Source organism: Pseudaminobacter sp. Soil_N_29 (genome assembly GCF_057656055.1).
Window position 1 is genome coordinate 166,572 of the sequence record NZ_JBDGLC010000009.1, and the last position, 26,410, is coordinate 192,981.

A 26,410-nucleotide genomic window follows, 5' to 3' on the forward strand; every position below is an offset into this window, starting at 1 on the left:
CGGTGCGCGACGGGAACCGCGACGCCGTGCAACGAATGGGTGGGAACATGCCGGAAGCCTGCGCAGCCGCACTTTTGCGAGAACCGCACCAATGACAGCGGCCGCGGAAGGGTCACCGCCGCTCGCTTTGGGCAGGCGCCGAAGAAACTCCCTTCTGCAATCGGAACCCGCGCAGGGCTTTGCCCTGATCAGCCCGACCTTTCTTTACGCGCTGGTGCTTCTGGTGGTGCCGATCCTGGTCGTGGTCGCGCACAGCTTCTGGACCCAGAACTACCTCACCATCGACCGCACCTTCACGCTGGAAAACTACCGCATCGCCCTGACCGAACCGATCTACCGCGACCTGCTCATGCGCTCGTTGTGGATCTCGCTTTTGGTCAGCCTCTTCACTGTCGTGCTGGCCTACCCCATCGCCTACTTCATTTCCTTCCACGGCGGCCGACACAAAGGGCTGTGGCTGTTCCTCATCACCATCCCCTTCTGGACCAGCTATCTGCTGCGCGTCATGTCGTGGAAGGTCATCCTCGGCTACAACGGCGTGCTCAATTCCGGCCTGATGGGCCTCGGCCTCATCAGCGAGCCCTCCACCGCCCTGCTCTACAACACCAGCGCCGTGGTCATCACACTCACTCACGCCTGGGCGGCCTTCGCCATCCTGCCCATCTTCGTGTCGCTGGAAAAGGTCGACCGCTCGCTGATCGAGGCCGCGACCGATCTCGGCGACGGGCCGCTGCGCCGCTTCCTGCGCATCACGCTGCCGCTGTCGTCGCCGGGCGTCGTCGCGGCGCTGCTCATCGTCATGATCCCGACGGTGGGCGACTTCGTCACGCCGCGCCTCGTCGGCGGCAAGGATGGCGTCATGATCGCCAACGCCATCCAGGCGCAGTTCAGCAAGGCCGCCAACTGGCCGCTGGGCGCGGCACTCGCGGTCACCACCATGGTCATCGTCACTGCCATGGCGGCGGCCGCGGTGCTGATCATCCGCAGTGCATCGAGGCTGGCGCGATGAAGGTCCTGCGCAAGATTTTTTCCAGGTGGCTGCCGGTCTATGCCGGCCTCTACATCGTCTTTCTCTATTTGCCGGTGGTCTTCCTGCCGATCTTCTCGGTCAATACCGCGGTTACTCCCAAATTCCCGCTCGCCGGCCTGACCCTCAAATGGTACGAGGAGTTGCCCAACACGCCGGCTCTGCTCGACGCGGCCTGGAACAGCCTGCTCGTCGGCATCGCCGCCGCCATCCTTTCCACCGTTTTCGGCATCTGCGCGGCGCGCGCCATCACCCGCTATCGCTTTCCCGGCCGCCGCACTATCAACGGGCTGATCATGGCCCCGCTGGTGCTGCCGGAGATCATCGTGGCCGTGTCCATGCTCCTGGTCATTATGCAGATGGGGCTCGACCTGTCGCTGATGACCGTGGTGCTCGGCCACGTGCTGGTTTGCATCCCCTATTCGCTGACCGTGCTGACCTCGGGCTTCGAGGGCTTCGACCGCAGCCTTGAGGAAGCCTCCGCCGACCTCGGCGAGACCGCCTTCGGCACCTTCCGGCGGGTGACGCTGCCGATGGTGTCGCCCGCAATCATCTCCAGCCTGCTCGTCTCGTTCACCATCTCGCTCGACGAGTTCATCATGGCCTTCTTCCTCACCGGAACCAAGCCGACGCTGCCGATCTACATCTGGGGCCAGTTGCGCTTCGCCGCCAAGCTGCCGGGCGTGCTGGCGCTCGGCACGCTGCTGCTGGTCGGCTCGTTCCTGCTGCTCACCATCGCCGAACTGCTGCGCCGCCGCGCCGCCCGGCGCACACAAAACACCGGAGGCGTCCTTGCCTGAGAAACCGATGCCCGAACGCACGTCCGCCGATCATCGCACGATGATCGAGATCTCACATGTCACGCGCAGCTACGGGGCCTTCAAGGCGCTGGACGACGCCTCGCTGACCATCCGCGAGGGCGAGTTCTTCTCGCTGCTGGGGCCATCCGGCTGCGGCAAGACCACGCTTCTGCGCATGATCGCCGGCTTCGACAACCCCACCAGCGGCACCATCGCCGTCGACGGCCAACCAATGGACGGCATCCCGGCCAACCGGCGCCCCACCAACATGGTGTTCCAGAGCTACGCCATCTTCCCGCATCTCAACGTCGAGCAGAACGTCGCCTACGGGCTGAGGCGCCTGAAGCTCGGCGCGGCGGAGGAAAAGCGCCGCGTCGAGGAGGCGCTGGCGCAGGTCTCGCTCACTGGGCTGGGCAAGCGCGGCGCCACCGAGCTTTCCGGCGGACAGCGCCAGCGCGTCGCGCTTGCCCGTGCGCTGGTCATGCGGCCCAAGGTGCTGCTGCTCGACGAGCCGCTGTCGGCGCTGGACAAGAAGCTGCGCGAGCAGATGCAGGTGGAGCTGCGCCGGCTGCAGCAGGCGGTGGGCATCACCTTCATCCTGGTCACCCATGACCAGTACGAGGCGCTGGCCATGTCGGACCGCATAGCGGTGATGTTCGGCGGCCGCATCGCGCAGGTCGCCTCGCCCAAGGAGATCTACCAGCGCCCGGTGAACCGTCAGGTGGCCGACTTCCTCGGCGGCATGAACTTCGTCAAGGCCGAGATCGTGGAGGAGAACGGCGCCTCGCTGGTGGTCGACACGCTCGGCTTCGGCCGCGTCAGGACCGACAAGCCGGCCGCCTTCATGCGCAACGGCAAGGCGGCCACGCTCGGCATCCGGCCCGAGCGCCTGCGCGTGCTGTGGGACGACGCAAAAGCGAAATTCGAAGTGGCCGGCCGCGTGGTCGAGCGCCACTATTTTGGGGAGATCACCCATCTGATCGTGGAAATACCGGGGCTGGAAAAGCCGCTCTCCGTCACCGAGACCAACGATTTCGGCGCCGACGACATTCCGGTCGGCGCACCCATCCGCCTCGCCTACGATCCCGACGCGCTGGTGGCGCTGGCGGATTGACGGTGCGCCCTTCGAGGCTCGCTATGCTCGCACCCTCAGGATGAGGGATGTTGGCGCCATACGCTGCCGAAATGCCGCGCACAACATCCCTCATCCTGAGGTGCGACCCTGAGCTTGCGAAGGGGAGCCTCGAAGGACGCACCTGATGACGTGGGAAACCGGGCTCAACCCCGCTCTTCCGGCCCGGCCATCACCTTCCGCGCCGCGATCCGGCCCGCAATGATCGCCCCCTCGATATAGCCGGGGAAGGACGGCGACAGTTCCGACGACGCGAAATGCACCGGCGGGGCGCCGGCCAGAAGCACGTCTTCCGCATCCGTGGCATTTACATCGAGAATGAGGTCGCTGTAGGCGCCGCCGCTCCACGCATCATCGATCCAGCTTCGATAGCTGAAGTCGAGCACGGTCCCGGCCTCGGGTCCTAGCGCCGCCACCAGCCGCGACATCACTTCGCCGCGCAGCGCCACCTCGTCCAGGCCGCCCCAGCGCAGCGCCAGCGGCCCGCCGATGAAGACCACCAGCGCCGGATGGTTTTCATCCTTGCCGACATCGCAGGCGAACAGCCCGGGCAGGTTGCGCCACATGACCATGCCGCTCAGCCCCTTATCGCGCCAGAAGGCATGGGGGTAGCGGACCAGAACCTTGATCACCACGCCGCTGTGCCAGACGCCGAGCGCCCGTGATAGTTGATCCGGCAACGGCGGCGAGAAGGCGAGCTTCGACGCCATCATCGGCGGCACCGCGACCAGTACCGAACGCGCTTCGAACACGCGGTCGCTCGCCAGAACCCGCACCCCATTCTCCGCGTGCTCGATGCCCGTTACCGCCGCGCCGAGCCGCAGCCGGTCGCCGAGATCGCGCGCCAGGTCGTCGGCCAGCGACTGCATGGTCTCGGCCAGAAAATACTGCAGCTCCGACTGGTCGTTGGTGATGCGGCGGTCATTGTCGATCAGGTGCCACAGCGGAATCTTGTCCAGGCCCTGGCACCAGAGGCCCTCGATCATCGAGCGGAACCCTGCCTTCGCGTCCGCCGAGTCCTCCTGCCGCTCCAGCCATTCGGCAACGGTCAGGCCGGCGATCGCCGGATCGTCCGGCTCGATGCCGTTCATGCGCTCGCGGATTTCCATGACGCGGACATAGTTCCGCTCGGCATCGTCGGCCGCCAACGGCGGCTGGGCGATGAATTCGCCGTCGACAAAGGCTTCCACCAGCGTCTTGCCGCGCGCCTTCACCAGCGCCATCAGTTCCGGCATGTCGTCGCACAGGAACTGCCCGCCCGTGTCGACCAGCTCGCCGAGGCCGTTTCGCCGTGCCTCGACGCGCCCGCCAACCCTGTCGCGCGCCTCCAGCACCACGAAGTCCACGCCGGCGCGGCGCAATTCATGCGCCGCCGAAAGGCCGGTGAACCCGGCCCCGACGATCACGACATCCGTCTTTGCCTGCTTGCGGCTCAATAGCCCGCCTTTATCTTCTCGAACTCGGCGATCATCTTCAGCTTGAGCTCGTTGGGCAGCGGCGACTGGAACAGCGTCTTGTCGAGGAACTTGTCGACATCGGCATAGCCTTTCTCCTCGAGCACCGCCGGATCGACCGAGGCCATGCCCTTGGCGTTGGCCTGGCCGTAGCCCCAATCGCCCACGAGGTAGCCCGCAATGGCGGGGTCGTTCACCGCGTTGAGGTAGTCGTAGGCCTTTTCCTCCGAGCCCGGCGCGTCCTTGTAGCGGACATAGCCGCAGACCCAGGTGGAGATGCCCTCGTCGGTGTCGCGCTTCATCTTCACCGGCGCGCCATCGTTGGCGAGCTGCGTGGCGGCGTCGTTCCAGGCCCAGGCGAGCTCGACCTCGCCGCCGCTCATGGCCTGCACGATCTCGGTGTTGTCGGTCCAGTAGAGGCGGACATTCTTGTGCACCTGGCGCAGGAAGTCGGAAGCCTGGCTGAACTGCTCGTCGGTCATCTGCGTCCAGTCCTTCAGGCCGATGGCCAGGCTCGCCAGCGCATAGGCGTCGTCGACATTGTCGCCGATCGAAACCCGCCCCTCGAACTTCGGATCAGCGAAGGCCTTCAGCGACTGGATGTCCTTCTCGTCCACCTTCTCGCTGTTGAAGGTCACGGCGGTGTTGCCCCAGTCCCAGGGCATGAACCAGACCGTGCCGTTCTCGTCGGTGGCGAGGTTCTTCATCGCCATGATGCCGGGGTTGAGATCATTCCAACCGGTGATCTTGGAGGTGTCGAGCGGCTGCAGCAGCCCTGCCTCGCGCCACTTCACCACGCTCTGCGAGCAGGGGTGGCCGAGATCGGCCTTGAAGCCCGAGCGCGTCTTCTCGAAGGCTTCGTCCTCGTCGCCGAAGAAGGTGAAGGTCGGCGAATCCCCATGCTTTTCCGCATAGGCGGGATGGAATGCGGGATCCTCGTAGCCGGCCCAGTCGAAGATGACCAGATCCTTGTCTGCGGCTGCGGCAAGGCCGGCAGCAGACACCCAGAGCGCTCCTCCCAGCGCCAGTTTCATCGAAAGCCTTCTGGTCAATTCCCTCATCGTTCCACCCTCTGGTTGTTATCGTGTCATGAGATCTTCCGCCGGCCTGCGGCTTCCCGCGAAAAATGCTTCGGAAAGACCGAGGCCAGATAGTCCACTGCTGCCTGGTGGGCCGTTTCGCGCGTCACGCTCTCGGCGTTGATCATCAGGCGCAGCCACAGCCCCTCCAGCATGGCGCTCAGGCCCAGCGCAGTCGCCTCCGCGTCGTAGTCGTAGCCGGCATCCTGCTTCAGCTGCGTGCACAGCTCGACGATGGTCTGCTGGTAGGCCTCGTCGCGCGCGCCGCTCAGCATCTGGTAGGTCGGTCGCGACTTGGCCTCGCCCCAGAAGGCGCACCAGGCGGCCAGCTTGCGCTTGTTGCAGATCGAACGGTCGAAATCGGCCGCCACCAGCGCCTGCAGCCGGCGCGCCGGATCGTCGCCGGCCTTCTGCAGCGCGTTGCGCCAATGCGCGGAATATTCGTCGTACATGTGCTGCAAGGTGGCGACGAGCAGCTTTTCCTTGCTCTCGAAATGGAAGTTGACGATGCCGCGCGACAGGCCCGCGCCGTCGGCCACGTCGGCCATGGTGGTTTCGGAATAGCCGCGCTTGGCCAGTGAATCGATCGTCGCCTCAATGAGCTGCAGCTGCCGCGTCTCCTTGGAAGCCTTGCGGCCGCGCCGCTCCGCATCGCCCTTGCCGGCGGCCTTGTCGGCCTCCTTCTGTGTCGTCGATCCCATCGTTGCCGCCATGCTCCACATCGCCGGCTAACGACCCTCGTCCGGCTTCCATCCGCGCAGATGAGTGGGGCGGTGCTCCCCACTGTCAAGCACCTTTTGCATGGCCTCCCAGGTTGTGATGTTCTTGTCGACATAGGCAGCGCCGACCACCGCCGCGACCGGCGCATAGAGCGGGCCTTTCAGCCTTTCGAGCTCGCCGCGCGCCACCTCGCGATACCAGGGGTTGCGGTCGGTGACGGTGATGTTCTGGAAGCCCGCCGCCTCCATCGCCTTGCGGTAGTGCGCGGGCGAGCGCATGGCAAAGCTCAGCCCTTCCGCCGCAACATAGGCCTTCATCTGCGGCGACGGCTCGCCGTCATGGCCGATCATCCAGTTCGAGGCGGCAAAAACCCCGCCTGGCTTCAGCACGCGAAAAATCTCGGCAAACAGCGCCTGCTTGTCGGGCACGTGCAGCAGAGCATCCTTGGAGAACACAATGTCGAAAGAGGCATCGGCGAAGGGCAGCGGGCCGGGCGGCGCCTGCACAAAGGAGACGCGATCGGAAAGGCCGCGCCTGTCTGCCCACCCGCGCGCGACTTCCAGCACCGGCGCCTCGACGTCGAAGCCGGTCACATGCGCCGCGCCGTGCCTCTCCACCAGATGCAGCGCAATGCCGCCCGCCCCGCAGCCGATGTCGAGGATTTTCTTGCCCGCCAGCGACAGGCCTTCGACCACCCGGTCGACCTCTTCCGGCCCGCCGGGCGACAGATAGCCTTCGCCCCACAGCGCCTCCAGGAAGCGGATGGCGGTGTCGTCATATTCCGGCTCTGCATCGGCCGTTTCGATCATTGCCCCACCCCTCCAAGCGGAAATGCCAACGTCGAAATTTTTCGAAAGCCTACTCCACTTACGACAAAACGCAACTCTCATTTGTTGAACATTCATTCAAAATGGCTGGACAGCATCGAGGCCCTCGTGCCAGACTTGCGAAAAAGAAAACAAGAGCGGGAACCGGAATGAAGACTTGGGACGCCATCGTCATCGGCGCCGGGCACAACGGGCTCGTCAACGCCTGTTACCTGCAGCGCGCCGGGCTCGACGTGCTCGTGGTGGAGAAGAACGACTGGATCGGCGGCGCGGCCACCAGCCGCTCGCTCACGCCCGGCTTCCTCTACTCCAACTGCTCCTATGTCTGCTCGCTGTTCCGGCCAGAGATCATGCGCGACCTGGAGCTGCCGCGCTTCGGCCTGCAGGTCATCTCCTATGAGGGCGGCGCGGTGTTCACCCGTGATGGTGACTATCTCGCCAATTACCGCGACCACCATGCCCACCGCCGCGAATTCGCGCGTTTCTCCGCCCGCGATGCCGAGGCCTATGACCGCTACGCTCGCGACGTGACGCGCCAGTGCCGCTTCATCCAGCCGCTCTTGATGCGCACCGCGCCGGACCCGACCAGTTTTCGCCCGCGCGACATCGGCGAACTGATCTATCTCGGCAAGAAATTCGCCGGGCTGGGTGCGGCCGAGATGGCCGATACGCTGCGCTTCTGGACCATGTCGATCTCCGATTTTCTCGACGAGTATTTCGAGACCGACGTCATCAAGGCCAATTTCGCGCTCTCGGGCATCATCGGCACGGCGCTCGGCCCCATGTCGCCCGGCACGGCCTATGTGCTGCTGCACCACTACATGGGCGAGGTGGACGGCTCGGTCGGCGCCTGGGGCTATGCGCGCGGCGGCATGGGCGCGGTCACCAAGGCGCTGGCCGACAGTTTTCGCGCGTCCGGCGGCACCATCCGCACCGGCGCGGAAGTGGAGCAAGTGCTGGTGAAGAACGGCAAGGCGCGAGGGCTGGTCCTGGCCGGCGGCGAGGAGATTTTTGGCAAGCTCGTCGTCTCCAATGCCGACGTGAAGCGCACCTTCCTCAAACTCGTCGAAGAGAAGGAATTGCCCGACACGTTCCTGCGCCGGGTCCAAAACTTCAAGATGCGCGGCTCGTCGGGCAAGGTGAACATCGCGCTGGATTCGCTGCCTGAATTCCCCGCTTTGCCCAAGGATTCGCCCTGCTACCGCGGCGACATGCACTTCACGGATTCCGTCGAGCGCATGGAGCGCGGCTATGACGACTGGAAGGCCGGGCGCTGGTCGGCCGATCCCTTCCTCGACATGATGATGCCCACCATGCTCGACCCGACCATGGCCCCGCCGGGCAAGCATTTCATGAGCTGCTTCGTGCAATATTGCCCGCCCAAGGTGGAAGGCCGCGACTGGACCGACGCCGACCGCGACGCCTTCGCCGAAACGGTCGTCTCGCAGATCGCCGACTATTCGCCCGGCTTCCGCGACCGCATCGTGCATATGGAAGTGCGCACGCCGCGCGAGATCGAAGCTGAGGTCGGCCTCACCGAGGGCAACATTTTTCAGGGCGAGCTGACCTTCGACCAGCTGCTGTTCAATCGCCCGGTGCCCGGCTATGCGCAATATCGCTCGCCCATCGACGGGCTCTACATCTGCGGCTCCTCCACCCACCCCGGCGGCGGCGTCATGGGTGCGCCCGGCCGCAACGCCGCAAACGAAATCCTGCGCGACCTCTCGCGCGACACCAAGCATATGAGCCCGGCCCATGACGTCATTTGATGCCATCATCATTGGCGGCGGCCACAACGGTCTTGTCGCCGCAGCAACCCTGGCAAAGAGCGGCCGCAAGGTCCTGGTGCTGGAAGCCGCCGGCGAGATCGGCGGCGCGGCCCGCACAGAGGAATTCGCGCCCGGCTTCCGCGCTTCGCCCGCCCATCTCCTGAACCGCTTGCACCCGGAGGTGGTGAAGACGCTGGAGCTGGAGAAGCATGGGCTCGTTTTCTCTGGAAGCACCCCCACCCCTAACCCCTCCCCACAAGGGGGAGGGGAACCTGCTGCCGGCTCCGCCCAGCGCCAGCCTTCAACGGCCGTAGCGGAAGCAGCGCCAATATCCCCCTCCCCCCTGTGGGGAGGGGTTAGGGGTGGGGGTATCCAGCTTGCTCCCAGCGTTGCGCTGTCGCGCGAGGGCAAGCCGCTCACGCTCCACGGCGCGTATGGCGAAAGCCTCTCCGGCGCCTCGGCCTCGGAAGCCGCGGCGTGGCAGGAATTGCGCGCGCAGCTCCTGCGCTATGCCGGCATCCTGAAGCCGCTTCTCACGCGCCGGCCGCCCGACCTCGGCAACATGTCGCTGATGGAGACCTCGGCCTTCGCCATGACCGGCCTGTCGCTGCGCCGGCTCGGCAAGGAGGACATGCGCGATTTCCTGCGCATGCTGCTGATGAACGTTTCGGACGTCGCCGACGAACATCTGGACGACGACCGGCTGAAGGGCCTGCTGGCCTTCGACGCCACGCTCGGCAGCCATCTCGGGCCCCGCTCGCCCACCTCGCTGCTCGGCCTCTATTATCGCCTTGCCGGCGAGATCGGCGGCCAGCCCGGCGCACAGGTGCTGCCCGCAGGCGGCATGGGCGCGGTGGTAGCAAGCATCCTGCGCGCGGCAAAGGCTGCCGGCGTCAGCATTCGCACTGAGGCGCCCGTGGCGAAAATACTGGTCGAAAAGGGTCGCAGCGTCGGCGTCGCCCTCGACAGCGGCGAGGAAATCCGCGCCCGCACGATCGTCTCGGCAATCAATCCCCAAAACACTTTTTTGGACCTCGTCGGCACGCGCGAGATCGACACCGGCTTTGTCCGGCGCATAAAAAACATCCGCATGAAGGGCGATGCGGCCAAGCTTCATCTGGCCCTCGACCGGCCGCCGGAATTTGCGGGCGTCGATGCCGCCGGCCATCGCGGCCGCCTTGTCATCGCGCCTTCGTCCGACGATGTCGAACGCGCCTTCAATCCGGCCAAATATGGCGAGTTTTCCCCGGAGCCGATGATGGAGATCACGCTTCCGAGCCTGTCCGACCCCACACTCGCGCCAAGCGGGGCCTGCGTGCTCTCGGCCGTCGTGCAATATGCACCCTATGCGCTGAAGGAAGGCTGGGAGACCGGCAAGCCAAAATTCCTGGCCGCCATCATGGCCCAGCTCGAGCTTTATGCGCCGGGCATCGGGAAGACGGTCCGCCAGGCCGAGCTGCTTACGCCCGCCGACATCGAAGCGCGCTACCGCATGCCCGGCGGCCACTGGCACCATGGCGAATTGCAGGCCGACCAGATGCTGATGTCGCGCCCCGCCTTGGGTGCTGCCGGCTACTACACGCCGGTGGACGGGCTTTTCCTGTGCGGCGCCGGCTCGCATCCGGGCGGCGGCATTTCCGGCGTGCCGGGCCTCAACGCAGCGCGGCGCATCATCGAGATGAGGGGATAAGCGTGCTCGATATCTCAGCAGACTCGGCGCAATCGCAGATGTGGCGACCTACCCCCACTCCGCCTCGCTTCGCTCGGCACCTCTCCCCCTCAAAAGGGGAGAGGAAAGGTGCCAGGCTCGCGGACGGCGTTTCCTCTCCCCCGTCGATCGGGGGGTCCGAAGGACGGGCGAGACCCGTGGCTCGCCCCGGAATGGTGTCGCGCGAAGCGCGACGGAGTGGGGGTCGACGTCCAGATACGACAACCCTGCCACTGTCTGGTGGACGGAGAGGTTTTTGATGGCACAGGCAACCAGGAAGAAACCGAAAGCCGCGGAAACCGGTCTCGTGCGCCCTCTCCACTCGCCCGCCCAGTTGCACTTCCGCACGCTGCGCCTCGGCACGCCCTTCCAGCCGCGCATCGACGCGCTGATGAAGACCAATGACTGGTACGACTGGGGCGGCTATCGGGCGCCGGCATCGCTGTGGGACGAGGAGCTCGAATATTTTGCGATCCGCAGCCAGGCGGCGCTGTTCGACATCTCGCCGATGACGAAATACCGGATCGAGGGACCCGAAGCGGAAAACTTCCTTAACCGCCTCACGCTGCGCGACGTGACCAAGCTGAAAACCGGCCACGTCCACTACACCGCCTGGTGCGACGATGCCGGCCATGTGCTGGACGACGGCACCCTCTTCCGCCTCGCGCCAAACCTTTTCCGGCTCTGCTGCCAGGAACGCCACCTGCCCTGGCTGCTCGACAGCGCCATCGGCTTCGACGTCGCGATCTCGGAAGAAACCGAGGCGGTCGCCGCGCTCGCCTTGCAGGGCCCGACCTCCTTTGCCATCCTGCGCGAGGCCGGTTTCGAAGGCGTGGAGCGGCTAAAAATCTTCGACCTTGCGGAATTCCCGCATGAGGACGGCAGCGTCACCATCTCCCGCACCGGTTTTACAGGCGATCTGGGCTACGAGCTGTTCATCGAAACGCGGCTCGCGCTGAGCCTCTGGGACCGCCTGTGGCAGGCGGGCGAGCTGCGCGGCATCCGCGCCATCGGCTACACCGCGCTCAACCGCGCGCGGCTGGAGGCCGGGCTGATCGTCGCCAATGCCGACTTCGTCACCGCCGAGCACGCCATCCGTGCCGACCGCGTGCGCATGCCCGACGAGATCGGGCTGGGTTTCATGGTCGATCTGGAAAAGGGCCATTTCAATGGCCGCCGCGCCATCGCCGCAGCGCGCGCCAAAGGCAGGCTGCAGCATGTTCTGGTCGGGTTGGAAATCGAAGGCAACATTCCTGCCGAGCACGCCATCGTCTATCATCGCAAGAAGAAGGAGGTCGGGCTGGTGAGCGCGGCCATCTGGTCGCCCATGGCCAAGCGCAACATCGCGCTGGCGACCCTTGCCCGGCCCTACGGCGACACGATCACCGGCGACCTGTGGGTCGAGATCTATGCCATGCGCGAGCTGAAATACGAACGGCTGATGAAGCGGGCGAAGGTGGTGCAGAGGCCCTTCATAAAGCTCGACCGCCGCACCGCGAGCCCGCCAGCGGAGTTCTGAGCATGAACGACGCCGAATTCGCCGAACAGTGGCGGCTCATCAACACGCCGCTGGGCGAAGAATGGTCCGGCCGCGCGCGCTATGCGGCGGCGATGTGGTTCCACAAGCGCGGCGACATGGATGCCGAGACGCTGGAGGTCTACCGCATCTGCTCGCGGCTGGACTCGACCGACCCGCTGCCGATCATCCGCGACCGCGGCGTCGGCAAGGACTGGCTGAAGCGGATGGAGGAAGGGAAGCGGGGTTGAGGTGTCAGCTTTGGCTTTGAACCCCCACCCCTAACCCCTCCCCACAAGGGGGAGGGGAACTTTGCTGCATGTCTGCCCGGCACCAACTCTCACCGTTTTGGATGGCAAGGGCTACGAGATCGTTCCCCTCCCCCTTGTGGGGAGGGGTTAGGGGTGGGGGTCATTTCAAATGCAATTGCCCTTGGCCGTGCCGCGCTCTTACCCTTCCAGCACGTCCGCCCATTCGGGGTGGTGGCGGAACTGGGCGTGGGCGAAGGGGCAGAGCGGAATGATCTTCTTGCCCGCTGCGCGGGCGTCCTCGATGGCGCGGGTTAGCAGCATCAGTCCGATCCTCTGGCCACGAAAGATATCCGGCACGCCGGTGTGGTCGATGATCATCCGGTGCTCGCCGACGCGCGTAAAGGTCAGTTCGGCCTCGGCGCCGTCCGGCCCGCGCAGCACATAGCGGCCTTTGCTGCCGGTCTCTTCCAGCTGAATCTCAAGCGTATTGTCGGTCATGTCCGCACCTCCTGTTCGGCCTGCGCCAGGCGATAGGGCGCCAGAAAATTCCTGGCTGCGACAAGCTCGTTCTGCCGCATCTCGTGGCCGCCCTCGTGCCATTCCAGTGTGACATCGGCGCCGTCGCCACGCAAATAGCTGTCGAGCCGCGAAGTCAGTTCCGGCGGGCAGATCGGGTCGTGGCGCCCGGCGGTGATCAGGATGCGTTTTCCCGCAAGGCTGCCCTTCACCTCCGGCTCGAACGGGATCAGCGGGTGCATCAGGATCGCTGCGTCGAACAGCTGAGGCTCGGCGAAGATCAGCGATGCCAGGATGTTGGCGCCGTTGGAAAAGCCGATGCCGATGACGGATGATGGCTTGGCCGCATCCACATGCGCCTTCACGAAATCGCCCATCTTGGCCGTGCGCGCGGCAAGGTCGTCCATATCGTAGACGCCCTCGCCGGTGCGGCGGAAGAACCGTGCGGAGCCGAATTCCGAAACGTCGCCGCGCGGCGAGATGGCGGCGACGCCGGGCAGCAGGTCCAGCGCCAGCCCCGTCATCTGGTGCTCGTTGCCGCCGGTGCCGTGGAAAAGGAAGAGCAGCGGTCCGCCGGGCTTCCCGGGCAACTGCGCGTAGATGTAGCTGTCCTTTGCCATGTCGTTCTCCTGTGCGGGCTTCATGGCCCGTTCCGTCTCAACGGCCTTCAGTCGCCCAGCGGCTGCAGGTGCTGTTCCAGCCACGGGCGCAGATGCGCATGCTGGCTCGGCAGCTTCAGCGCCTCGCCCAGATGCGCGGTGTCCTCGTCGCGGTCGAAGCCGGGCTCGTTGGTTGCCACCTCGAACAGCACGCCGCCGGGGGTGCGGAAATAGATCGCCCAGAAATAGTCGCGGTCGATCACCGGCGTCACCTGGTAGCCCGTGTCCATCAGCGCCTTGCGCACCTCCAGCTGCTTGGCGCGATTCTCCACCGCGAAGGCCACGTGGTGCACCGAGCCCGCGCCGAGATCGGCATAAGGCACGCCGGGCAAGGTCTCGATGTCGACGAAATCGGCGCCATTGCCGTCCTTCACCGCCAGGCGCTTCACATTGCCGGCGGTGTCGACCTCCTCATAGCCCATGAACTTCAAGAGCTCCTCGGTCGCGCCGCCGTCCTTCAGCCGCAGCGACACCGAGTGGAAGCCGTGGATGGCGTCATCCTCCGGCACGCCGCCCTTCAGCCAGGGCAGCCGCTTGTCGTCCCTGACCTCCACGAGGGCGAAGCTGTCGCCGTCGGGCCCGTCGAAGGCAAGCCGGTTCTCGCCGAACAGCGTTTCGCGCTTCAGCCCGGTCACGCCCTGCTCGGCAAAGCGCTTCTCCCAGAAGTCGAGCGTGCCCTGCGGAACCGAATAGACCGTGGTGCCGACCTCGCCGGTGCCGCGCCTTCCCTGGCCGATGTTGGGGAAGGGGAAATAGGTCATCACCGTGCCCGGCGTGCCCACCTCGTCGGCATAGTAGAGGTGGTAGACGTCGGGCGCATCGAAATTCACCGTCTTCTTCACGCGGCGCAGGCCGAGCTTGTGGGTGAAGAAGTCATTGTTCTGGCGCGCATCCTTGGCCATCGACGTGACGTGATGCAGGCCCTTGATCTGGTCCAGCATGTCCAGGTTTCCTTTCGCTGTGCAGCCCCGCTGCATGTGTTGCCCCATATGTCGGTCAAGCGGCACAAAGGGAAAGAGCCCGGGTGCAGAATGGACTGTCTCCGGTTATCGAACGATAGCGGCAAAGCGTTCATAGCTTCATGAAAGCTTCGCTTGCGCCGTGCCAGAAATTCGGCTCCATGTGCACGACGCATGATGGGGGAAGCGCGCGTGGCACGCAAAGGCAATCGTCCGAACATTCTTCTGATCACCTGCGACCAGTGGCGCGGCGAATGCCTTTCGGCCGCCGGGCATGGCGTGGTGAAGACGCCCAATGCCGACGCGCTGGCCGCCGAGGGCGTGCTGTTTCGCCGGCACTTTGGGGGCGCTGCCCCCTGCTCACCGGCGCGCGCCAGCCTCTATACCGGCCTCTACCAGATGAACAACCGCGTCTGCCGCAACGGAACGCCGCTGGCCGCCCGCCACGACAACATCGCGCTCGCCGCCCGCCGCCTCGGCTATGACCCGACGCTGTTCGGCTACACCGACGTCTCGCCCGACCCGACCATCCTGCCTCCCGGCGACCCGTTCCTGCGCAGCTATGAGGGCGTGCTGCCGGGCTTTTCGGTGCGCCAGCTCTTGCCGGAGCACCAGAAGCAGTGGCTGTCCTGGCTGGCAGGGCGCGGCATCGACACCAGGGCCGGCAGCCCCGACATCCATCGCCCCGCCGACAGAGTTGCTGGAGACGACGTATCGAACGCTCCGCCCGTCTATTCGAAGGACGAGACGCCGACCGCCTTCATCGCCGGCGAGTTCATCCGCTGGCTGGGCGAGCAGGAGGAAGCGCAAAGCTGGTTCGCGCATCTTTCCTTCATAAGCCCGCATCCGCCCTTCATCGTGCCTGAGCCCTACAACACGATGTACGATCCGGCCGACGGCCCGGCCTTTCTGCGCGCGGAAAGCTGGCAGGACGAGGCCGCCACGCACCCCTATCTCGCCTATGAATACGAGCACCAGAAGCGCTCCAAATTCATCCCCGGCGCAGAAGGCAAGGTGCGCGACTGGGGCGACGAAAACTACCGCCGCATCCGCGCGCTCTATTACGGCATGATCTCGGAGGTGGACGCGCAGCTCGGCCGCCTTTGGGCAGCCCTGAAGGCTGCCGGCGCATGGGAGAACACGATCATCGTGCTAACCTCCGATCACGCCGAGATGCTGGGCGATCACTCCATGCTTGGTAAAGGCGGGTTTTATGATCAAAGCTATCATATCCCGCTGATCGTCCGCGACCCGTCGCGCCGGCAGGCCGCTGGCACGCAGGTCGAGCATTTCACCGAAGCAGTGGACGTAATGCCGACGCTGCTCGACCTTCTGGAACACGATGTGCCGCCTCACCTCGACGGAAGCTCGCTGAAACCATTCATCGAGGGAGAGGCGCCGAAAAACTGGCGCGACGCAGCGCACTGGGAGTTCGACTTCCGCTCGGTTTCGAAGGGCACCGCGGAGCGGCATTTCGGCATCGGCCCGCGCGATTGCAACCTGGCCGTCATCCGTTCGGAACGGTTCAAATACGTCCATTTCGGCGGCGGGCTGCCGCCCCTGCTGTTCGATATGCAGGAAGACCCGGGCGAGCTTCGCAACCTGGCGAGCGACCCGGCTTTCGCCTCCGTCAGGCTGGAATTCGCCGAGCGCCTGCTTTCCTGGCGCGCGCGCCATCTCGACCAGTCGCTGGCGCTGGTGGAGCTCACGGACCGCGGCGCGCTGACCTACAAGCCCTGATGCGAAAACGGCCCGCGCCTTCCCGGCGCGGGCCTCGTCGCTAGCCGGCACCCCACTACTCTACGATGATCATGCGCTGCTCGTCGCGCTTCTGCGTATAGGTGCTCTTGTCATAGGCCGGCTGGGCTTCGAGCTGGTCCTTGGTGAAGTCCGTGTAGAGATATTTCTTGCCGTCCTTGTCGGCCATGAAGGCCAGGTTATCCATGCCGACGGCGACCTCCTTCTCGCCAATGCCGAGGAAACCGCCCACGTCGATCACCACCGCGTCGACTTTGCCGTCGCCCGAAAGCACCACGTCGCCGATCTCGCCCACCTTGGCGTCCTCGGCACCATAGACGGTGGTTCCGGTCAGGTCGGTGGACCGGATCTCGCCCACCGGCACCTTGGTCAGCCGTGACTTGTCGTAGGCCGCCGTCGTGGTCGGGTCGACTGTGGTCGAGTTGGCCGCCGGGGCCTGCGACACGCTGCTGCTGGCCGGCGCGGCCTCATAGGCGCGGCGGTCGAACTCGGGCAGTGCCTCCAGCTGCTCCTTGCTGGTGTTCACCACCAGCCACTGGTCGCCGTCCTTCGCGGCCCAGCTGGCATCCGAATAGGCCACAGCCACATATTTCTCGCCAATGCCGAGGAAACCGCCCACGCCGATCACGATCGCATCGACCGTGCCGTTGGGCGAAATCACCAGGTCATTGACCTTGCCGATGTCCTGGGCATCGCTTTCGGTGCCGTTATAGACGGTCTCGCCGATGATGGCGCTGGCGAGATGTCCATCAGCCCGTTCCACCGGGGCCGCCTGCGTAACGCCTTCCGTCGGCGCGGGGCGGGCTGGCGCCGGCGTCATCGTCTCCTGGGCATGGGCAGCGGTCGTCAGAAGCGCGGCGATGGCGGTCGTAGCCAAGAGGTTGCGAAACATGATAATCTCTCCTTGTGCGTGAACCCTATGCACTGCCGCGCTTGGTCTGACCGTGGCAGGGAACACCAGGCGCGGCATCACGTGTTCACAACGTCGTGACCAAAGGGCTGGTTCCGAATTTTTTCCTGGCGGCCGTGCTGCCGGGCAGGTTGTCGCACTCGTGCCAACGGGCGGAACCATTCGCCAGCTGCCGCATTTTCCGCAGGCAAAGTTTCAATTGGGCGGGTCGGGGACGGCCTGCCCTTCCGCGCGTTTGGAGACCGAAAAATGCATTTCGTTGTCGTGCTTGACGGCACGCCGCGCATGACAAGCGCACCTCCGCACAACTGCCATCGCCGTCCCCACCAGGCCCGCCGCACGCACATCCGCCGGAATGGAAAATTGACCTTCAGCCCCTCTCTGCTCGCACGCTGCCCGGTTTGCAGCCGGAAGCACTTTTCAAGCCTGCCTCACAGGCATAGAAATGCTACGGAAGAGGACTGAGCGTGCGGGGCACACTGAACACAGCACAGAAGTTGCCGACCGACGTTCTGCTGGCGGTGAATGACGACCGGCGGAACGCGGTGCTGCGCGGCCTCGACGTGCTCGATGCGGCAGGCGACGCCGATTTCGACCGCCTGACCGGGCTTGCCGCCTCGCTGATGGAAACGCCCGTCGCCTTCATCAGCCTTGTCGACGCCGAACGCCAGTGGTTCCGGTCCTGCGTCGGCATGGAAGAGGCCGAACTACCCGTCGAACTGTCCTTCTGCGCCCACACCATCGCCGGCGACGAGGTACTGGTCGTGCCCGATGCCAGCGCCGACCCGCGCTTTGCGGTGAACCCGCTGGTCACCGGCAAGCGCGTGCGTTTCTATGCAGGCGTGCCCATCGTTGTCTCGGGGCAGCCCATCGGCACATTATGCGTCGTGGACACCGTGCCGCGGCCGCGGCCCGACGAAGCGCTTCTCAAGCAGTTGCAGGCGCTCGCCGCCCTGGCCGCCAGCCTGTTCAAGCTGAAAGAGGAAAACCACGCCGGCCTGGCAGCCCAGGCGGCGCTTGCCCGTGAGATGGAGCGCCGCGTGGTTGCCGTGGAAGCATCGTCACTGGCCAGCTGGGCCTGGGACGTGCGCACCGACACCATCGAATGCGACGCGCTGTTCGCCGAACTTCTGGACCTGCCGGCCTCCTCGCGCCTCACCGCCCGGCGCATTTTCCGTGCCATCGACCGCCGCGACGTCAAGAAGGCCGAGGCGGAATTCCGCGCCGCTCTGGCCAGCGGTCAGGACTATATAGGCGAATACCGCATCGCCGGCGTGCATCCCACGCGCTGGCTGGCCGCGCGCGGCCGCGTCATCGAACGCGACGAGAACGGCGAGCCGACCCTGGTCTTCGGCGTCAATTTCGACATCAGCGAGCGCAAGGCCGCCGAGGAGCGCCAGCGCCTGCTGCTGCGCGAGCTCAACCACCGGGTCAAGAACACGCTGGCCACGGTGCAGGCCCTGGCCACGCAGACCGTGCGCCACGCGCAAAAGCCCGGCGAGTTCCTCGAGGCCTTCAGCGCCCGCCTGCGCGCGCTCGGCATGGCGCACAACCTGCTGTCCGATTACGAGTGGCGCGGCATCGCGCTCGCGGAGCTTGTCCGGCTGGAGGTGATGCCTTTCGACGACGCCGAAAACCCACGCATCAGGGTTTCGGGCGAGCACCTGCTGCTGTCGCCCGACCAGGCGCTGGGGCTCGGGCTCATCCTGCACGAACTCGGCAGCAACGCGCTGAAGCATGGCGCACTCGCCAGCCCGGAGGGCGTGGTGGATCTGGTTTGGGAGATCGAGCGCGGCCGGCTCTCCAGACGGCTCGTGCTGACCTGGACGGAAAGCGGCGGCCGGCCCGTGGAGCAGCCGCGGCGCCACGGCTTCGGCTCCATCCTCATCCGGCGCAGCTTGTCGAAAATCCTGTCCAGCGAGGTGAGGCACGAATTCCTGCCCGAAGGCGTGCGGGCGGAGATCTCCATGCCGCTGGACGAAACATTGCTTTGACTGGCGGCGCCGTGGGCGCCGCCGCTTGCCGCGCGGGTGCGGTCGCTCAGCCCTCGCCTCGGGGACCTGTATCTCTTGGCGGCCGGGCCGCGTTCTCGCGATAGATGGCGTGGGCCAGCAACGCCGCCGCCGGCATGAGAAGAACCCCCACCCCGGCCCGGCTACGCAGCAATGTGGGCAGCACGGCAAGCGCCGACGCGGCAGCCACCGCTGTCAGCTCCTTGTTGCGGCGCCGGATCTCGCGCTGGAGGCGCCCGCCATCGCCCATCAGCTTGTGGATGAGCAGCACGATACCGGCCAGCACCAGGAAGCCGGCGCCGAAGGCCAGGGTCGCCTCCAGCGATCCCAGCCTGCGGGCGGTCCAGATGTAACCGGCACCGATGAAAAAGCCGAGCGCGCACAAGATGGCGGCACCGGCAAGCACAAATGCGATCGCCGCGCGGCGTGCGCGGCGCAACACATACATCGTTTCGCCGGAAGCGAAACTGGCGATCAGCGATGCGATCATCACTCTTCCCCCTCCGTCGCGGCCTAAAACAGGACCGACTGATCTCGTCAAAACTGGTTAAACGCAGGTCCGAACTCTAGCGACGCGACATCAGCGCAAGCAGATAACCAAGGCCCGCCGCGACCGCCAGCGAAGTGACCGGCTTCTCGCGCACCGTGGCCATCAGCTGTTCCTCGATGTCCCTGGCGTTGCTGCGCAGGCCCTCCATCGCGGCCTCGCCTTGCTGGCGCAACTGTTCCACGCCCTCGCGCGCGGCGCGCCGCGCCGTGCTGTAGGTATGCTCGCCGGTGAGGTTCAGCTGTGCAGTCAGCCTGGCGATGTCCGCACGCAACTGGCGGATGTCTGCATCCAGCTCGGCGCTCGTGCCGACGCCCAGGTCGGCGCTTGTGCTGGCTTCCAGTTCTGGGCTCATGCCGGTTTCGGGCTTGTCGGTTTTGCCTGGGGCTGCGGCCATGTTTCAACTCCTTGTTGGTGACGAGTTGGTAACGGCTTGGCCGCCGCAAAGGTTCCGGCACGAACTGCACTGAACAAGGGCCATGCGGCGCGTGCGCGCCAACGCGCGCAAGAGCCCGCAGGCTCCCATGCTTGGACGCCGAGTGCGGCCGCTTCAGGCGGCGTTCGACCCGGTCACCTGCGCAGAAATCGCGTCGGGGCCGTATTCGGCCTCGCCGGAGATGTCGAGGATTTCCTGGAGCCTGTTTCGGGCGCGGCTCACCCGGCTCTTGATGGTTCCGACCGCGCAGCCGCAAATCTCCGCAGCCTCCTCATAGGAGAATCCGGAGGCGCCGATGAGAATGATGGCCTCGCGCTGGTCCTGGGGCAGTTGCTCCAGCGCGCCGCGAAAGTCCTTGAGGTCGAGCAGGCCGTGCTGGCTGGGGTGCACCGCCAGCCGCTCGGTCATCACGCCGTCGCTGTCCTGAACCTCGCGCCCGCGCTTGCGCATCTGCGAATAGAATTCATTGCGAAGGATGGTGAACAGCCAGGCCTTGAGGTTCGTTCCCATCTGGAAGCTCTCGTGCTTGTCCCAGGCCTTGACCAGCGTCTCCTGCACCAGATCGTCAGCCTTGTCGGCATTCTGGGTGAGAGAGACCGCGAAAGCGCGCAGGTTTGGAATTGCTCCGAGCAGATCCTTCTTGAAGGCGGGGGAAACGGCCATGCGGATCAACCCTTCCCTTTCTGAAGAGGCTCTGTTTCCTCCAGCTGCGACAGCAACTGGGTGAAACGCTCCGGCACCTCGTCAGTTAACAGCTGATCATAATATTGCTTCAGTTTGCGGCCAATTTCTGAATTTGCCCCCAGTGGGTCGCCCGAGCCCTCCTGGTGCAAGGCGGCAGTCTGCTGTTTTGTCATGCTGTAGTTTTGTCCCGTTCTACCCACCGAGCGGCTCGTCATCTTCCTGAAAGCAAAGCGCACGAAGCCGCTCCCCGGCTGCCCAATTTTGTTTCTAACGCCCATCGGCCAGATTCGTTCCAATCGAGCGGAACTTTTTGGGACGTGCGTCGTTGAACCTGCTGGTGTTTCAAATTATCAATTCTGAGGTCATGCGAGGGAAACATCCTATCATGAGTCTATCCGCTACCATCTCCCCCCATCTGCCCTATCTGCGGCGCTTCTCACGTGCGGTCTCCGGATCGCAGCAAAGCGGCGACGCCCTGGTGGCGGCCGTGCTCGAAGCCATCATCGCAGATGTAAGCATCTTTCCCAAAGCATCCAGCGATCGCATCGCGCTCTACAAGGTCTTCGCCAGCCTCTTCACGTCGGTTGCCATCCGCGTGCCGCAGGAAAAGGCGGAATCGGCCTGGGAGCAGCGCGCCGCGGCCAATCTGACGGCGCTGTCACCGCTGCCGCGACAGGCGTTCCTGCTGGTCACCGTGGAAGGCTTCACGCACGAGGAGGCGGCCGAAATCCTCGGCGTCAACGAGGCGGAGTTCGCCGACCTGCTGTCGCAGGCCAGCAACGAGATCTCGCGCCAGGTCGCAACCGACATCCTCATCATCGAGGACGAGCCGCTGATCGCGATGGACATCGAGCAGATGGTCGAGAGCCTCGGCCACCGCGTCGTCGGAACGGCGCGCACCCATGCCGAGGCGATCGAGATGTTCGCCAAGGCGCGGCCGAAAATGGTGCTGGCCGACATCCAGCTCGCCGACGGCAGCTCCGGCATCGACGCGGTCAACGAGATTCTCGCCGCCACCCCGGTGCCGGTGATCTTCATCACCGCCTTCCCGGAGCGCCTGCTCACCGGCGAACGCCCCGAGCCTGCCTTCCTTGTCACCAAGCCGTTCAACCCGGAAATGGTCAAGGCCTTGATAAGCCAGGCACTTTTCTTCGACCGCCAGGCCAAGGCCGCGGCCTGAGAGCCTCCGGCACAGACATGTTGAAAAGGCCGTCCCCGTGGCGGCCTTTTTCGCTATAAGGGCGCGATTGGAACCAAGCGCGTGCGTGCACGTTTCTCCAGCATTACGAAAGGGAGATGAAAGATGCTGTATTGGGCCCTCGTATTTCTCGTAGTCGCCATTATCGCCGGTGCCCTGGGCTTCGGCGGAATAGCCGGTACGTCGGCTGGTATCGCACAAATTCTTTTCTTCATTTTCCTGGCGTTCCTTGTAATCTCGCTGATAGCCGGTCTTTTCCGCAGGGCCTAGCGGGAAGGCCTCCGTCCGCTACGCGGGCGGAGGCGGTCCGGGGGAAGCATTCGAGAGCACAAGCCTACCAAGGGTATCTAGCGGGAAACCCATCACAGATTGAAATCGTTCAACCTGCGCTGGGGATAGTTGGACGATGATCACAACGGCCAGCGGGCAAGGGAAAGACGGCAAGGAAAGGCAGACCGCCGTTCCGAAAGCGCCGGTTGTCGCCCGCGGGCTCGTTCAGGCCATGCACAATGCCGGCGTGGCCGCGATCTACCAGGACAACAACCTTCGCGTCCTGTGGGCCCATAACCTCCCCAGTTCCTGGACCTCCGACGCTGCGGCCGGCAAGACCGACGCCGACTTCCTGCCCGCCATCCAGGCCGAACGCATGGCCGCAGCCAAGCGGGCCGTCCTTGAAAGCGGCAAGCCGATGCGCCTGGAAATCCGCGTTCCGCAGGACGAAGGCGCCAGATGGTTCGAAATCTGGATCGATCCCGACAGGGAAGGCCCCGAGAGGCCTGTCCAGGGCCTCATCACCACCGCCGTGGACATAACCGAGCACAGGCGCCGGGAGCAGACGCTGCGGGCGCTGCTGCGCGAACTCAGCCACCGCTCGAAGAACCTTCTCGCCATCATCCAGAGCATCGCCACGCAAACCGGCCGCTATTCGGGCTCGATCGAAACATTCCTGTCGCGCTTTCGCGGCCGCCTGCAATCGCTCGCCGCGTCGCAGGACCTGGTCACGTCGTCCAACTGGCGCGGCGCCGACCTGCACGAGCTCGTACTCAGTCAGGTCGGCCGATACAGCGCCGACATCAGGCATGCCGTCGTGTTCGAGGGCATCAATCCCTATCTCAATCCCAATGCCACGCTGCATATCGGGCTCGCCCTGCACGAACTGGCAGTCAATTCGGCCAATTACGGCGCGCTCGCCAAGCCGGGCGGCTTCGTCACCGTTGCCTCCAGGCTCGTGCCGGACGGCGACGGCGAGAATTCGCTGTCGCTTGCATGGACGGAGGCGATCAGCGCCGACCAGGCTCGCAACGAGAAGCGCTTCGGCAGCGTGACGCTTGAGCGCGTCGTACCCACCTCGCTCAACGGCGCGGCCAGCTTCCAGATGGACAGCGGTCGGCTCCGCTACGAACTGGTGATCCCCGCCGAGAGTTTCGAAATCGAATAGGCGGGCCGGCCTCCCCCATTTCAGGCGGTCTCCGACGAACGGGTGACGGTTTTCATTCCCGAAGGGCGGAACTTTGCGGCGCTTCCAGTCGTTTCCCCTGCGGAAGGGAGACACCCCATGGAACACGTTGCTGCACTGCTGCTGATCATCGGCTGTTCGGGCGATCTGAAGCAATGCGGCGAGCTGCCGGCGCCGGTGCCGCTGTTCGAAACCGCCGAGGAATGTGCAAGCGCGCTGCCCTTCGCCTTGCAGGACTGGCAGGGCCGCAAGCCGCGTGTGTTTGCCCGATGCGTGCCCGTGGATCCGGCCATGGAGGAAGAGGACGCCCAGCTGGCCTGGAGCGTTTCGCTGGAGGAGGGCCTGACGGCGTCGATCTATGGGGCGGAAGCCGATGCGGTCGCCATGTCCGGCTTCTAGCGGTTCCGGACCGGGCTGCTCTGATCCAAGCTCGTGATCGTCCTGCCTAGAAGCTTTCCGGCGCATCCGTAAGGGGAATTTCGATCTTTACCTCCAGGCCGGCAAGGCCGTAACTGCGCTGGATCGACCCGTTCAGCTCGCGTTCGATGTTCATGTCGATCAGCTTGGTTCCGAAGCCTATCCTGTTGGGCAGCTCGATCGGCCTGCTGCTGTGTTCGGCCCATGCGAGGTGGAGGCGCCTTTCCCTTCCCTCCGAAACCGACCATTTGACGGTCAGGGCGGACATCGACTCGCCGACCTCGCCATATTTCAGCGCATTGGTCGCCAGTTCGTGGAAAGTCAGGCCAAGAGCCTGGGTCATCGTCTCGTCCAGCAGCACGGGCGGCCCCGACAGCATCTCGTCCGGCAGTTCCTTGCCGAAGACCTGCCGGAGCTCGATCTCCACCAGTTCACGCAGGTCGGCCTTTTGCCAGCGCGAACGGGTCAGCATGTCCTGGGAGGCGGCCATCGCCTGCAGGCGGTCGGAGAAGGAAGCGGAGAATTCGTCGAGGTTTTGCGAATGCACGGCCGTCTGGCGCGCGATCGCCAGCACACGGCTGATCGAATTCTTGATCCGGTGCTTCATCTCCTGCAGCATCAGCTCGCGCTCCAGCAGGCTCTTCTCGGTCGTCGCGTGAAGCTGCGAAGCCGCCTCATAGGCGCGCTCCTGGTAGCGGGCAATCATGGCCATCGCGCCGGCCAGCAGCAGGCCCGCCACGCCCAGCATCACCGGTATGCTCGGCGAGGTCGGCTCGGAGAAGCCATTGGTCGGGCGGAAGCGCAAGGTCCACGGCCGTCCGCCCAACAGAGTGGTCCGCACCACCTGGAAGTCGCGGCCATAGGCCGGGGACGGTTCGTCCCGCGACCGGTAGAACAGGTTCTTGTCCTCCGGCGTGCCGTCGAAGACCTCGGCAGCGACCGGCAGGTGCGGCGGGGCGCCCATTGCCGCCTGGAAGAGGTCGCCGGTGCGGAACGCCACATAGACCAGGCCGGAGACAGCGCCCGGGTCGGCTGCCGTTTCCTGCGGGCCGGAGTTGCCGTCCACGCTGGCAAAGATCAGGAAGCCGGGCACGAGATCGCTGCCATGGCTTTCCTTGCCCAGCAGCACGCGCCCCGTCGCCCGCGGCTCGCCCGACTGCACCGCCAGCTCGATGGCCGAACGACGCGCCGGATCGGTGAACATGTCATAGCCGATCATGTCGAGATGATTGCTCTGCAGCGGCTCGTACAGCAGAACCGGCGTGCGCCACTGCTGTGTCGAAGGCGGGTGTATCGGCATCGCGTTGCCGTGGACTTCCGCGATACGGCTTTCCAGCGAACGCTCGTTTCCGTGCTTGTCGAGACCGAGCAGGCCGATGCCGTGCAGGCCCTTGAAATTCTCGGGGACGTCTAGCGCCGCGAAATAGGCGGTGAACTCCGCGCTCGACATTTCCCCGCCCCGCGCCTGCAGAAAGGCCTGGGTGGAGCGCAAGAGCGAAAGCTGCAGGTCCAGGCGGCCCTCGACGCGGTTCATCGCGTCGTCCACGACCGCCTCGAACTTGAACCGGGCGGCCTCCTTGGAGGCGACATAGGCGAAGCCCGCCATTCCCAGGCTGGCAAGCGCTACAGCCAGGAACGCCGCAAGGGAAAAGACCTTCTTCACAGGGCGGGCTTGTCCGTCGCTCATATCAAACCCTTCTTAAGGGGTGATAAGACTATTGCAACGACGAGGCCATGGAAACGGTTCTAAGCGGCATCAACCATTCGGCCGATGCCATTTATGCCGCGCGCGCCATGGCCCCCGGCCCGGGTATCGCGCCGGGCGGGCATTTGCCGAGAATGATCATGCCGAGCACCTCGTCCTTGGTAACGTCGTGCGTGCGTGCGGTGCCCACGACCTGCCCGTTCTTCATCACGCAGACGCGGTCGGCGAGGTCGAAGACATCGTGGATGTCGTGGCTGATCAGGAAGATGCCGATGCCGTCGGCCTTGAGCTGCCTGACCAGTTCGCCCACCTGCGCCGTTTCCTGAGGCCCGAGTGCCGCCGTCGGCTCGTCCATGATCAGGATGCGGGCGTTGAACAGGATCGCCCGCGCAATCGCCACCGACTGGCGCTGGCCGCCCGAAAGCTTGCTCACCGGCTCCTTGAAGCGCTGGAAGCGCGGGTTGAGCCTGCCCATCACCTTGCGCGCCTCGGCCTCCATGGCCACGTCGTCCAGCGTGCCCCAACCGGTCCTGAGTTCCCGGCCCAGGAACAGGTTGGCGGCGGCATCGACATTGTCGGCCAGCGCCAGCGTCTGGTAGATCGTCTCGATGCCGTATCTCTTGGCATCGCGCGGATTGCCGATCGCCGCCTCCTCGCCATTGACGAGGATGGTGCCGGCATCGCGCCGGTAGGCGCCCGACAGGATCTTGATCAGCGTCGACTTGCCGGCGCCATTGTGCCCGAGCAGCGCCACCACCTCGCCCGCATGCAGGTCGACCGAGGCATCGTCGACGGCGCGGATGCCGCCGAAGGCGATGGAAATGTTCCTCAGTTCCACGAGGGGAGTGCGCATCTGGTCCATCATGCCCT

General features: G+C 65.1%; 27 protein-coding genes. 13 read left to right on the top strand and 14 right to left on the bottom strand.

The window, feature by feature from the left end; all coding sequences use genetic code 11:
• The first annotated feature begins 91 nt into the window (after positions 1-91).
• The 3 genes from AC3A4H_RS19985 to AC3A4H_RS19995 are packed head-to-tail and all read left to right on the top strand — an operon-like array spanning position 92 to position 2,941.
• Positions 92-1,009 carry an ABC transporter permease gene (locus AC3A4H_RS19985; protein ID WP_487768274.1) on the top strand — a complete coding sequence of 306 codons (918 nt, stop codon included), beginning with the start codon at positions 92-94 and terminating at the stop codon, positions 1,007-1,009.
• Positions 1,006-1,827: an ABC transporter permease gene (locus AC3A4H_RS19990; RefSeq protein WP_487768275.1), complete on the top strand. Its 822-nt coding sequence runs from the start codon at positions 1,006-1,008 to the stop codon at positions 1,825-1,827. The genes AC3A4H_RS19985 and AC3A4H_RS19990 overlap by 4 nt, the downstream gene beginning before the upstream one ends.
• A gap of 40 nt (positions 1,828-1,867) precedes the next feature.
• Positions 1,868-2,941: an ABC transporter ATP-binding protein gene (locus AC3A4H_RS19995; protein WP_487768333.1), complete on the top strand. Its 1,074-nt coding sequence runs from the start codon at positions 1,868-1,870 to the stop codon at positions 2,939-2,941.
• A gap of 164 nt (positions 2,942-3,105) precedes the next feature.
• Here AC3A4H_RS19995 and AC3A4H_RS20000 read toward each other — a convergent pair whose 3' ends face one another.
• The 4 genes from AC3A4H_RS20000 to AC3A4H_RS20015 are packed head-to-tail and all read right to left on the bottom strand — an operon-like array spanning position 3,106 to position 7,021.
• Positions 3,106-4,395 (bottom strand): flavin monoamine oxidase family protein, encoded by a 1,290-nt coding sequence (locus tag AC3A4H_RS20000; RefSeq protein WP_487768276.1) that lies wholly within the window; start codon positions 4,393-4,395, stop codon positions 3,106-3,108.
• Complete coding sequence (locus tag AC3A4H_RS20005) at positions 4,392-5,474, bottom strand: type 2 periplasmic-binding domain-containing protein (protein WP_487768277.1); 1,083 nt, start codon at positions 5,472-5,474, stop codon at positions 4,392-4,394. Before AC3A4H_RS20005 ends, AC3A4H_RS20000 begins: the two co-directional genes overlap by 4 nt.
• Positions 5,475-5,500: 26 nt before the next feature.
• Positions 5,501-6,193 (bottom strand): transcriptional regulator BetI, encoded by a 693-nt coding sequence (betI, locus tag AC3A4H_RS20010; protein ID WP_487768278.1) that lies wholly within the window; start codon positions 6,191-6,193, stop codon positions 5,501-5,503.
• Between the two features lie 27 nt (positions 6,194-6,220).
• Entirely contained in the window at positions 6,221-7,021 is an 801-nt protein-coding gene (locus AC3A4H_RS20015; protein WP_487768279.1) for a class I SAM-dependent methyltransferase, read from the bottom strand.
• Between the two features lie 167 nt (positions 7,022-7,188).
• On the opposite strand from AC3A4H_RS20015, the gene AC3A4H_RS20020 reads away from it, so the two are divergent.
• From AC3A4H_RS20020 to AC3A4H_RS20035, 4 genes are all read left to right on the top strand, one after another.
• Positions 7,189-8,808 carry a phytoene desaturase family protein gene (locus tag AC3A4H_RS20020; protein ID WP_487768280.1) on the top strand — a complete coding sequence of 540 codons (1,620 nt, stop codon included), beginning with the start codon at positions 7,189-7,191 and terminating at the stop codon, positions 8,806-8,808.
• Positions 8,795-10,498 carry a phytoene desaturase family protein gene (locus AC3A4H_RS20025; protein ID WP_487768281.1) on the top strand — a complete coding sequence of 568 codons (1,704 nt, stop codon included), beginning with the start codon at positions 8,795-8,797 and terminating at the stop codon, positions 10,496-10,498. Before AC3A4H_RS20020 ends, AC3A4H_RS20025 begins: the two co-directional genes overlap by 14 nt.
• Before the next feature lie 277 nt (positions 10,499-10,775).
• Positions 10,776-12,035 (top strand): aminomethyl transferase family protein, encoded by a 1,260-nt coding sequence (locus AC3A4H_RS20030; protein WP_487768282.1) that lies wholly within the window; start codon positions 10,776-10,778, stop codon positions 12,033-12,035.
• Between the two features lie 2 nt (positions 12,036-12,037).
• The gene (locus AC3A4H_RS20035) at positions 12,038-12,283 is read left to right on the top strand and encodes a hypothetical protein (protein WP_487768283.1); all 246 of its coding nucleotides are present in this window, start codon (positions 12,038-12,040) and stop codon (positions 12,281-12,283) included.
• A 198-nt stretch (positions 12,284-12,481) separates the two neighbouring features.
• Here AC3A4H_RS20035 and AC3A4H_RS20040 read toward each other — a convergent pair whose 3' ends face one another.
• Genes AC3A4H_RS20040 through AC3A4H_RS20050 form a run of 3 tightly spaced genes read right to left on the bottom strand, consistent with a single transcriptional unit; the run spans position 12,482 to position 14,399 of the window.
• On the bottom strand, positions 12,482-12,781 hold the full coding sequence (locus tag AC3A4H_RS20040; RefSeq protein ID WP_348780303.1) for a GNAT family N-acetyltransferase: 300 nt from the start codon (positions 12,779-12,781) through the stop codon (positions 12,482-12,484).
• Positions 12,778-13,419 (bottom strand): alpha/beta hydrolase, encoded by a 642-nt coding sequence (locus AC3A4H_RS20045; RefSeq protein ID WP_487768334.1) that lies wholly within the window; start codon positions 13,417-13,419, stop codon positions 12,778-12,780. The genes AC3A4H_RS20040 and AC3A4H_RS20045 overlap by 4 nt, the downstream gene beginning before the upstream one ends.
• Positions 13,420-13,466: 47 nt before the next feature.
• On the bottom strand, positions 13,467-14,399 hold the full coding sequence (locus tag AC3A4H_RS20050; RefSeq protein WP_487768284.1) for a VOC family protein: 933 nt from the start codon (positions 14,397-14,399) through the stop codon (positions 13,467-13,469).
• 210 nt (positions 14,400-14,609) lie between these two features.
• Here AC3A4H_RS20050 and AC3A4H_RS20055 point away from each other — a divergent pair, with 210 nt between their 5' ends.
• On the top strand, positions 14,610-16,157 hold the full coding sequence (locus AC3A4H_RS20055) for an alkaline phosphatase family protein (RefSeq protein ID WP_487768285.1): 1,548 nt from the start codon (positions 14,610-14,612) through the stop codon (positions 16,155-16,157).
• A gap of 55 nt (positions 16,158-16,212) precedes the next feature.
• Here the strand turns inward: AC3A4H_RS20055 and AC3A4H_RS20060 are convergent, their stop codons facing one another.
• Positions 16,213-17,067: a PRC-barrel domain-containing protein gene (locus AC3A4H_RS20060; RefSeq protein WP_487768286.1), complete on the bottom strand. Its 855-nt coding sequence runs from the start codon at positions 17,065-17,067 to the stop codon at positions 16,213-16,215.
• Between the two features lie 485 nt (positions 17,068-17,552).
• Between AC3A4H_RS20060 and AC3A4H_RS20065 the strand changes: the two genes are divergently transcribed.
• Positions 17,553-19,079: a sensor histidine kinase gene (locus AC3A4H_RS20065; protein ID WP_487768287.1), complete on the top strand. Its 1,527-nt coding sequence runs from the start codon at positions 17,553-17,555 to the stop codon at positions 19,077-19,079.
• Positions 19,080-19,125: 46 nt separating this feature from the next.
• Here the strand turns inward: AC3A4H_RS20065 and AC3A4H_RS20070 are convergent, their stop codons facing one another.
• From AC3A4H_RS20070 to AC3A4H_RS20085, 4 genes are all read right to left on the bottom strand, one after another.
• Complete coding sequence (locus AC3A4H_RS20070) at positions 19,126-19,587, bottom strand: hypothetical protein (protein ID WP_487768288.1); 462 nt, start codon at positions 19,585-19,587, stop codon at positions 19,126-19,128.
• Positions 19,588-19,663: 76 nt separating this feature from the next.
• Positions 19,664-19,999 carry an ElaB/YgaM/YqjD family protein gene (locus AC3A4H_RS20075; protein ID WP_348780440.1) on the bottom strand — a complete coding sequence of 112 codons (336 nt, stop codon included), beginning with the start codon at positions 19,997-19,999 and terminating at the stop codon, positions 19,664-19,666.
• A gap of 195 nt (positions 20,000-20,194) precedes the next feature.
• On the bottom strand, positions 20,195-20,743 hold the full coding sequence (locus AC3A4H_RS20080; RefSeq protein WP_348780297.1) for an RNA polymerase sigma factor: 549 nt from the start codon (positions 20,741-20,743) through the stop codon (positions 20,195-20,197).
• A gap of 5 nt (positions 20,744-20,748) precedes the next feature.
• Entirely contained in the window at positions 20,749-20,937 is a 189-nt protein-coding gene (locus AC3A4H_RS20085) for a NepR family anti-sigma factor (RefSeq protein ID WP_487768335.1), read from the bottom strand.
• Positions 20,938-21,149: 212 nt separating this feature from the next.
• On the opposite strand from AC3A4H_RS20085, the gene AC3A4H_RS20090 reads away from it, so the two are divergent.
• The 4 genes from AC3A4H_RS20090 (at position 21,150) to AC3A4H_RS20105 (ending at position 23,817) form a co-directional block, all read left to right on the top strand.
• A complete protein-coding gene (locus AC3A4H_RS20090) occupies positions 21,150-21,944 on the top strand; it encodes a response regulator (RefSeq protein WP_348780296.1) in 795 nt (264 codons plus the stop codon).
• Between the two features lie 123 nt (positions 21,945-22,067).
• The gene (locus AC3A4H_RS20095) at positions 22,068-22,232 is read left to right on the top strand and encodes a DUF1328 domain-containing protein (protein WP_018429836.1); all 165 of its coding nucleotides are present in this window, start codon (positions 22,068-22,070) and stop codon (positions 22,230-22,232) included.
• A gap of 136 nt (positions 22,233-22,368) precedes the next feature.
• Positions 22,369-23,400, top strand: coding sequence for a sensor histidine kinase (locus AC3A4H_RS20100; RefSeq protein ID WP_487768289.1), 1,032 nt, complete (start codon positions 22,369-22,371; stop codon positions 23,398-23,400).
• A gap of 117 nt (positions 23,401-23,517) precedes the next feature.
• Positions 23,518-23,817 (top strand): hypothetical protein, encoded by a 300-nt coding sequence (locus AC3A4H_RS20105; RefSeq protein WP_487768290.1) that lies wholly within the window; start codon positions 23,518-23,520, stop codon positions 23,815-23,817.
• 46 nt (positions 23,818-23,863) lie between these two features.
• Here the strand turns inward: AC3A4H_RS20105 and AC3A4H_RS20110 are convergent, their stop codons facing one another.
• Positions 23,864-25,522, bottom strand: a complete 1,659-nt coding sequence (locus tag AC3A4H_RS20110) for a CHASE domain-containing protein (protein WP_487768291.1) — start codon at positions 25,520-25,522, stop codon at positions 23,864-23,866.
• 91 nt (positions 25,523-25,613) lie between these two features.
• A complete protein-coding gene (locus AC3A4H_RS20115) occupies positions 25,614-26,402 on the bottom strand; it encodes an ATP-binding cassette domain-containing protein (protein WP_487768336.1) in 789 nt (262 codons plus the stop codon).
• Between the last annotated feature and the right edge of the window lie 8 nt (positions 26,403-26,410).

What these genes read in the sequence shown, in the direction of transcription:
- AC3A4H_RS19985 (WP_487768274.1), top strand. Translation starts at nt 92, where the DNA reads ATGACAGCGGCCGCGGAAGGGTCACCGCCGCTCGCTTTGGGCAGGCGC.
- AC3A4H_RS19990 (WP_487768275.1), top strand. Translation starts at nt 1,006, where the DNA reads ATGAAGGTCCTGCGCAAGATTTTTTCCAGGTGGCTGCCGGTCTATGCC.
- AC3A4H_RS19995 (WP_487768333.1), top strand. Translation starts at nt 1,868, where the DNA reads ATGATCGAGATCTCACATGTCACGCGCAGCTACGGGGCCTTCAAGGCG.
- AC3A4H_RS20005 (WP_487768277.1), bottom strand. Translation starts at nt 5,474, where the DNA reads ATGAGGGAATTGACCAGAAGGCTTTCGATGAAACTGGCGCTGGGAGGA.
- betI (WP_487768278.1), bottom strand. Translation starts at nt 6,193, where the DNA reads ATGGGATCGACGACACAGAAGGAGGCCGACAAGGCCGCCGGCAAGGGC.
- AC3A4H_RS20015 (WP_487768279.1), bottom strand. Translation starts at nt 7,021, where the DNA reads ATGATCGAAACGGCCGATGCAGAGCCGGAATATGACGACACCGCCATC.
- AC3A4H_RS20020 (WP_487768280.1), top strand. Translation starts at nt 7,189, where the DNA reads ATGAAGACTTGGGACGCCATCGTCATCGGCGCCGGGCACAACGGGCTC.
- AC3A4H_RS20025 (WP_487768281.1), top strand. Translation starts at nt 8,795, where the DNA reads ATGACGTCATTTGATGCCATCATCATTGGCGGCGGCCACAACGGTCTT.
- AC3A4H_RS20030 (WP_487768282.1), top strand. Translation starts at nt 10,776, where the DNA reads ATGGCACAGGCAACCAGGAAGAAACCGAAAGCCGCGGAAACCGGTCTC.
- AC3A4H_RS20035 (WP_487768283.1), top strand. Translation starts at nt 12,038, where the DNA reads ATGAACGACGCCGAATTCGCCGAACAGTGGCGGCTCATCAACACGCCG.
- AC3A4H_RS20040 (WP_348780303.1), bottom strand. Translation starts at nt 12,781, where the DNA reads ATGACCGACAATACGCTTGAGATTCAGCTGGAAGAGACCGGCAGCAAA.
- AC3A4H_RS20045 (WP_487768334.1), bottom strand. Translation starts at nt 13,419, where the DNA reads ATGGCAAAGGACAGCTACATCTACGCGCAGTTGCCCGGGAAGCCCGGC.
- AC3A4H_RS20050 (WP_487768284.1), bottom strand. Translation starts at nt 14,399, where the DNA reads ATGCTGGACCAGATCAAGGGCCTGCATCACGTCACGTCGATGGCCAAG.
- AC3A4H_RS20060 (WP_487768286.1), bottom strand. Translation starts at nt 17,067, where the DNA reads ATGTTTCGCAACCTCTTGGCTACGACCGCCATCGCCGCGCTTCTGACG.
- AC3A4H_RS20070 (WP_487768288.1), bottom strand. Translation starts at nt 19,587, where the DNA reads ATGATCGCATCGCTGATCGCCAGTTTCGCTTCCGGCGAAACGATGTAT.
- AC3A4H_RS20075 (WP_348780440.1), bottom strand. Translation starts at nt 19,999, where the DNA reads ATGAGCCCAGAACTGGAAGCCAGCACAAGCGCCGACCTGGGCGTCGGC.
- AC3A4H_RS20080 (WP_348780297.1), bottom strand. Translation starts at nt 20,743, where the DNA reads ATGGCCGTTTCCCCCGCCTTCAAGAAGGATCTGCTCGGAGCAATTCCA.
- AC3A4H_RS20085 (WP_487768335.1), bottom strand. Translation starts at nt 20,937, where the DNA reads ATGACAAAACAGCAGACTGCCGCCTTGCACCAGGAGGGCTCGGGCGAC.
- AC3A4H_RS20090 (WP_348780296.1), top strand. Translation starts at nt 21,150, where the DNA reads ATGAGTCTATCCGCTACCATCTCCCCCCATCTGCCCTATCTGCGGCGC.
- AC3A4H_RS20095 (WP_018429836.1), top strand. Translation starts at nt 22,068, where the DNA reads ATGCTGTATTGGGCCCTCGTATTTCTCGTAGTCGCCATTATCGCCGGT.
- AC3A4H_RS20100 (WP_487768289.1), top strand. Translation starts at nt 22,369, where the DNA reads ATGATCACAACGGCCAGCGGGCAAGGGAAAGACGGCAAGGAAAGGCAG.
- AC3A4H_RS20105 (WP_487768290.1), top strand. Translation starts at nt 23,518, where the DNA reads ATGGAACACGTTGCTGCACTGCTGCTGATCATCGGCTGTTCGGGCGAT.
- AC3A4H_RS20110 (WP_487768291.1), bottom strand. Translation starts at nt 25,522, where the DNA reads ATGAGCGACGGACAAGCCCGCCCTGTGAAGAAGGTCTTTTCCCTTGCG.
- AC3A4H_RS20115 (WP_487768336.1), bottom strand. Translation starts at nt 26,402, where the DNA reads ATGGACCAGATGCGCACTCCCCTCGTGGAACTGAGGAACATTTCCATC.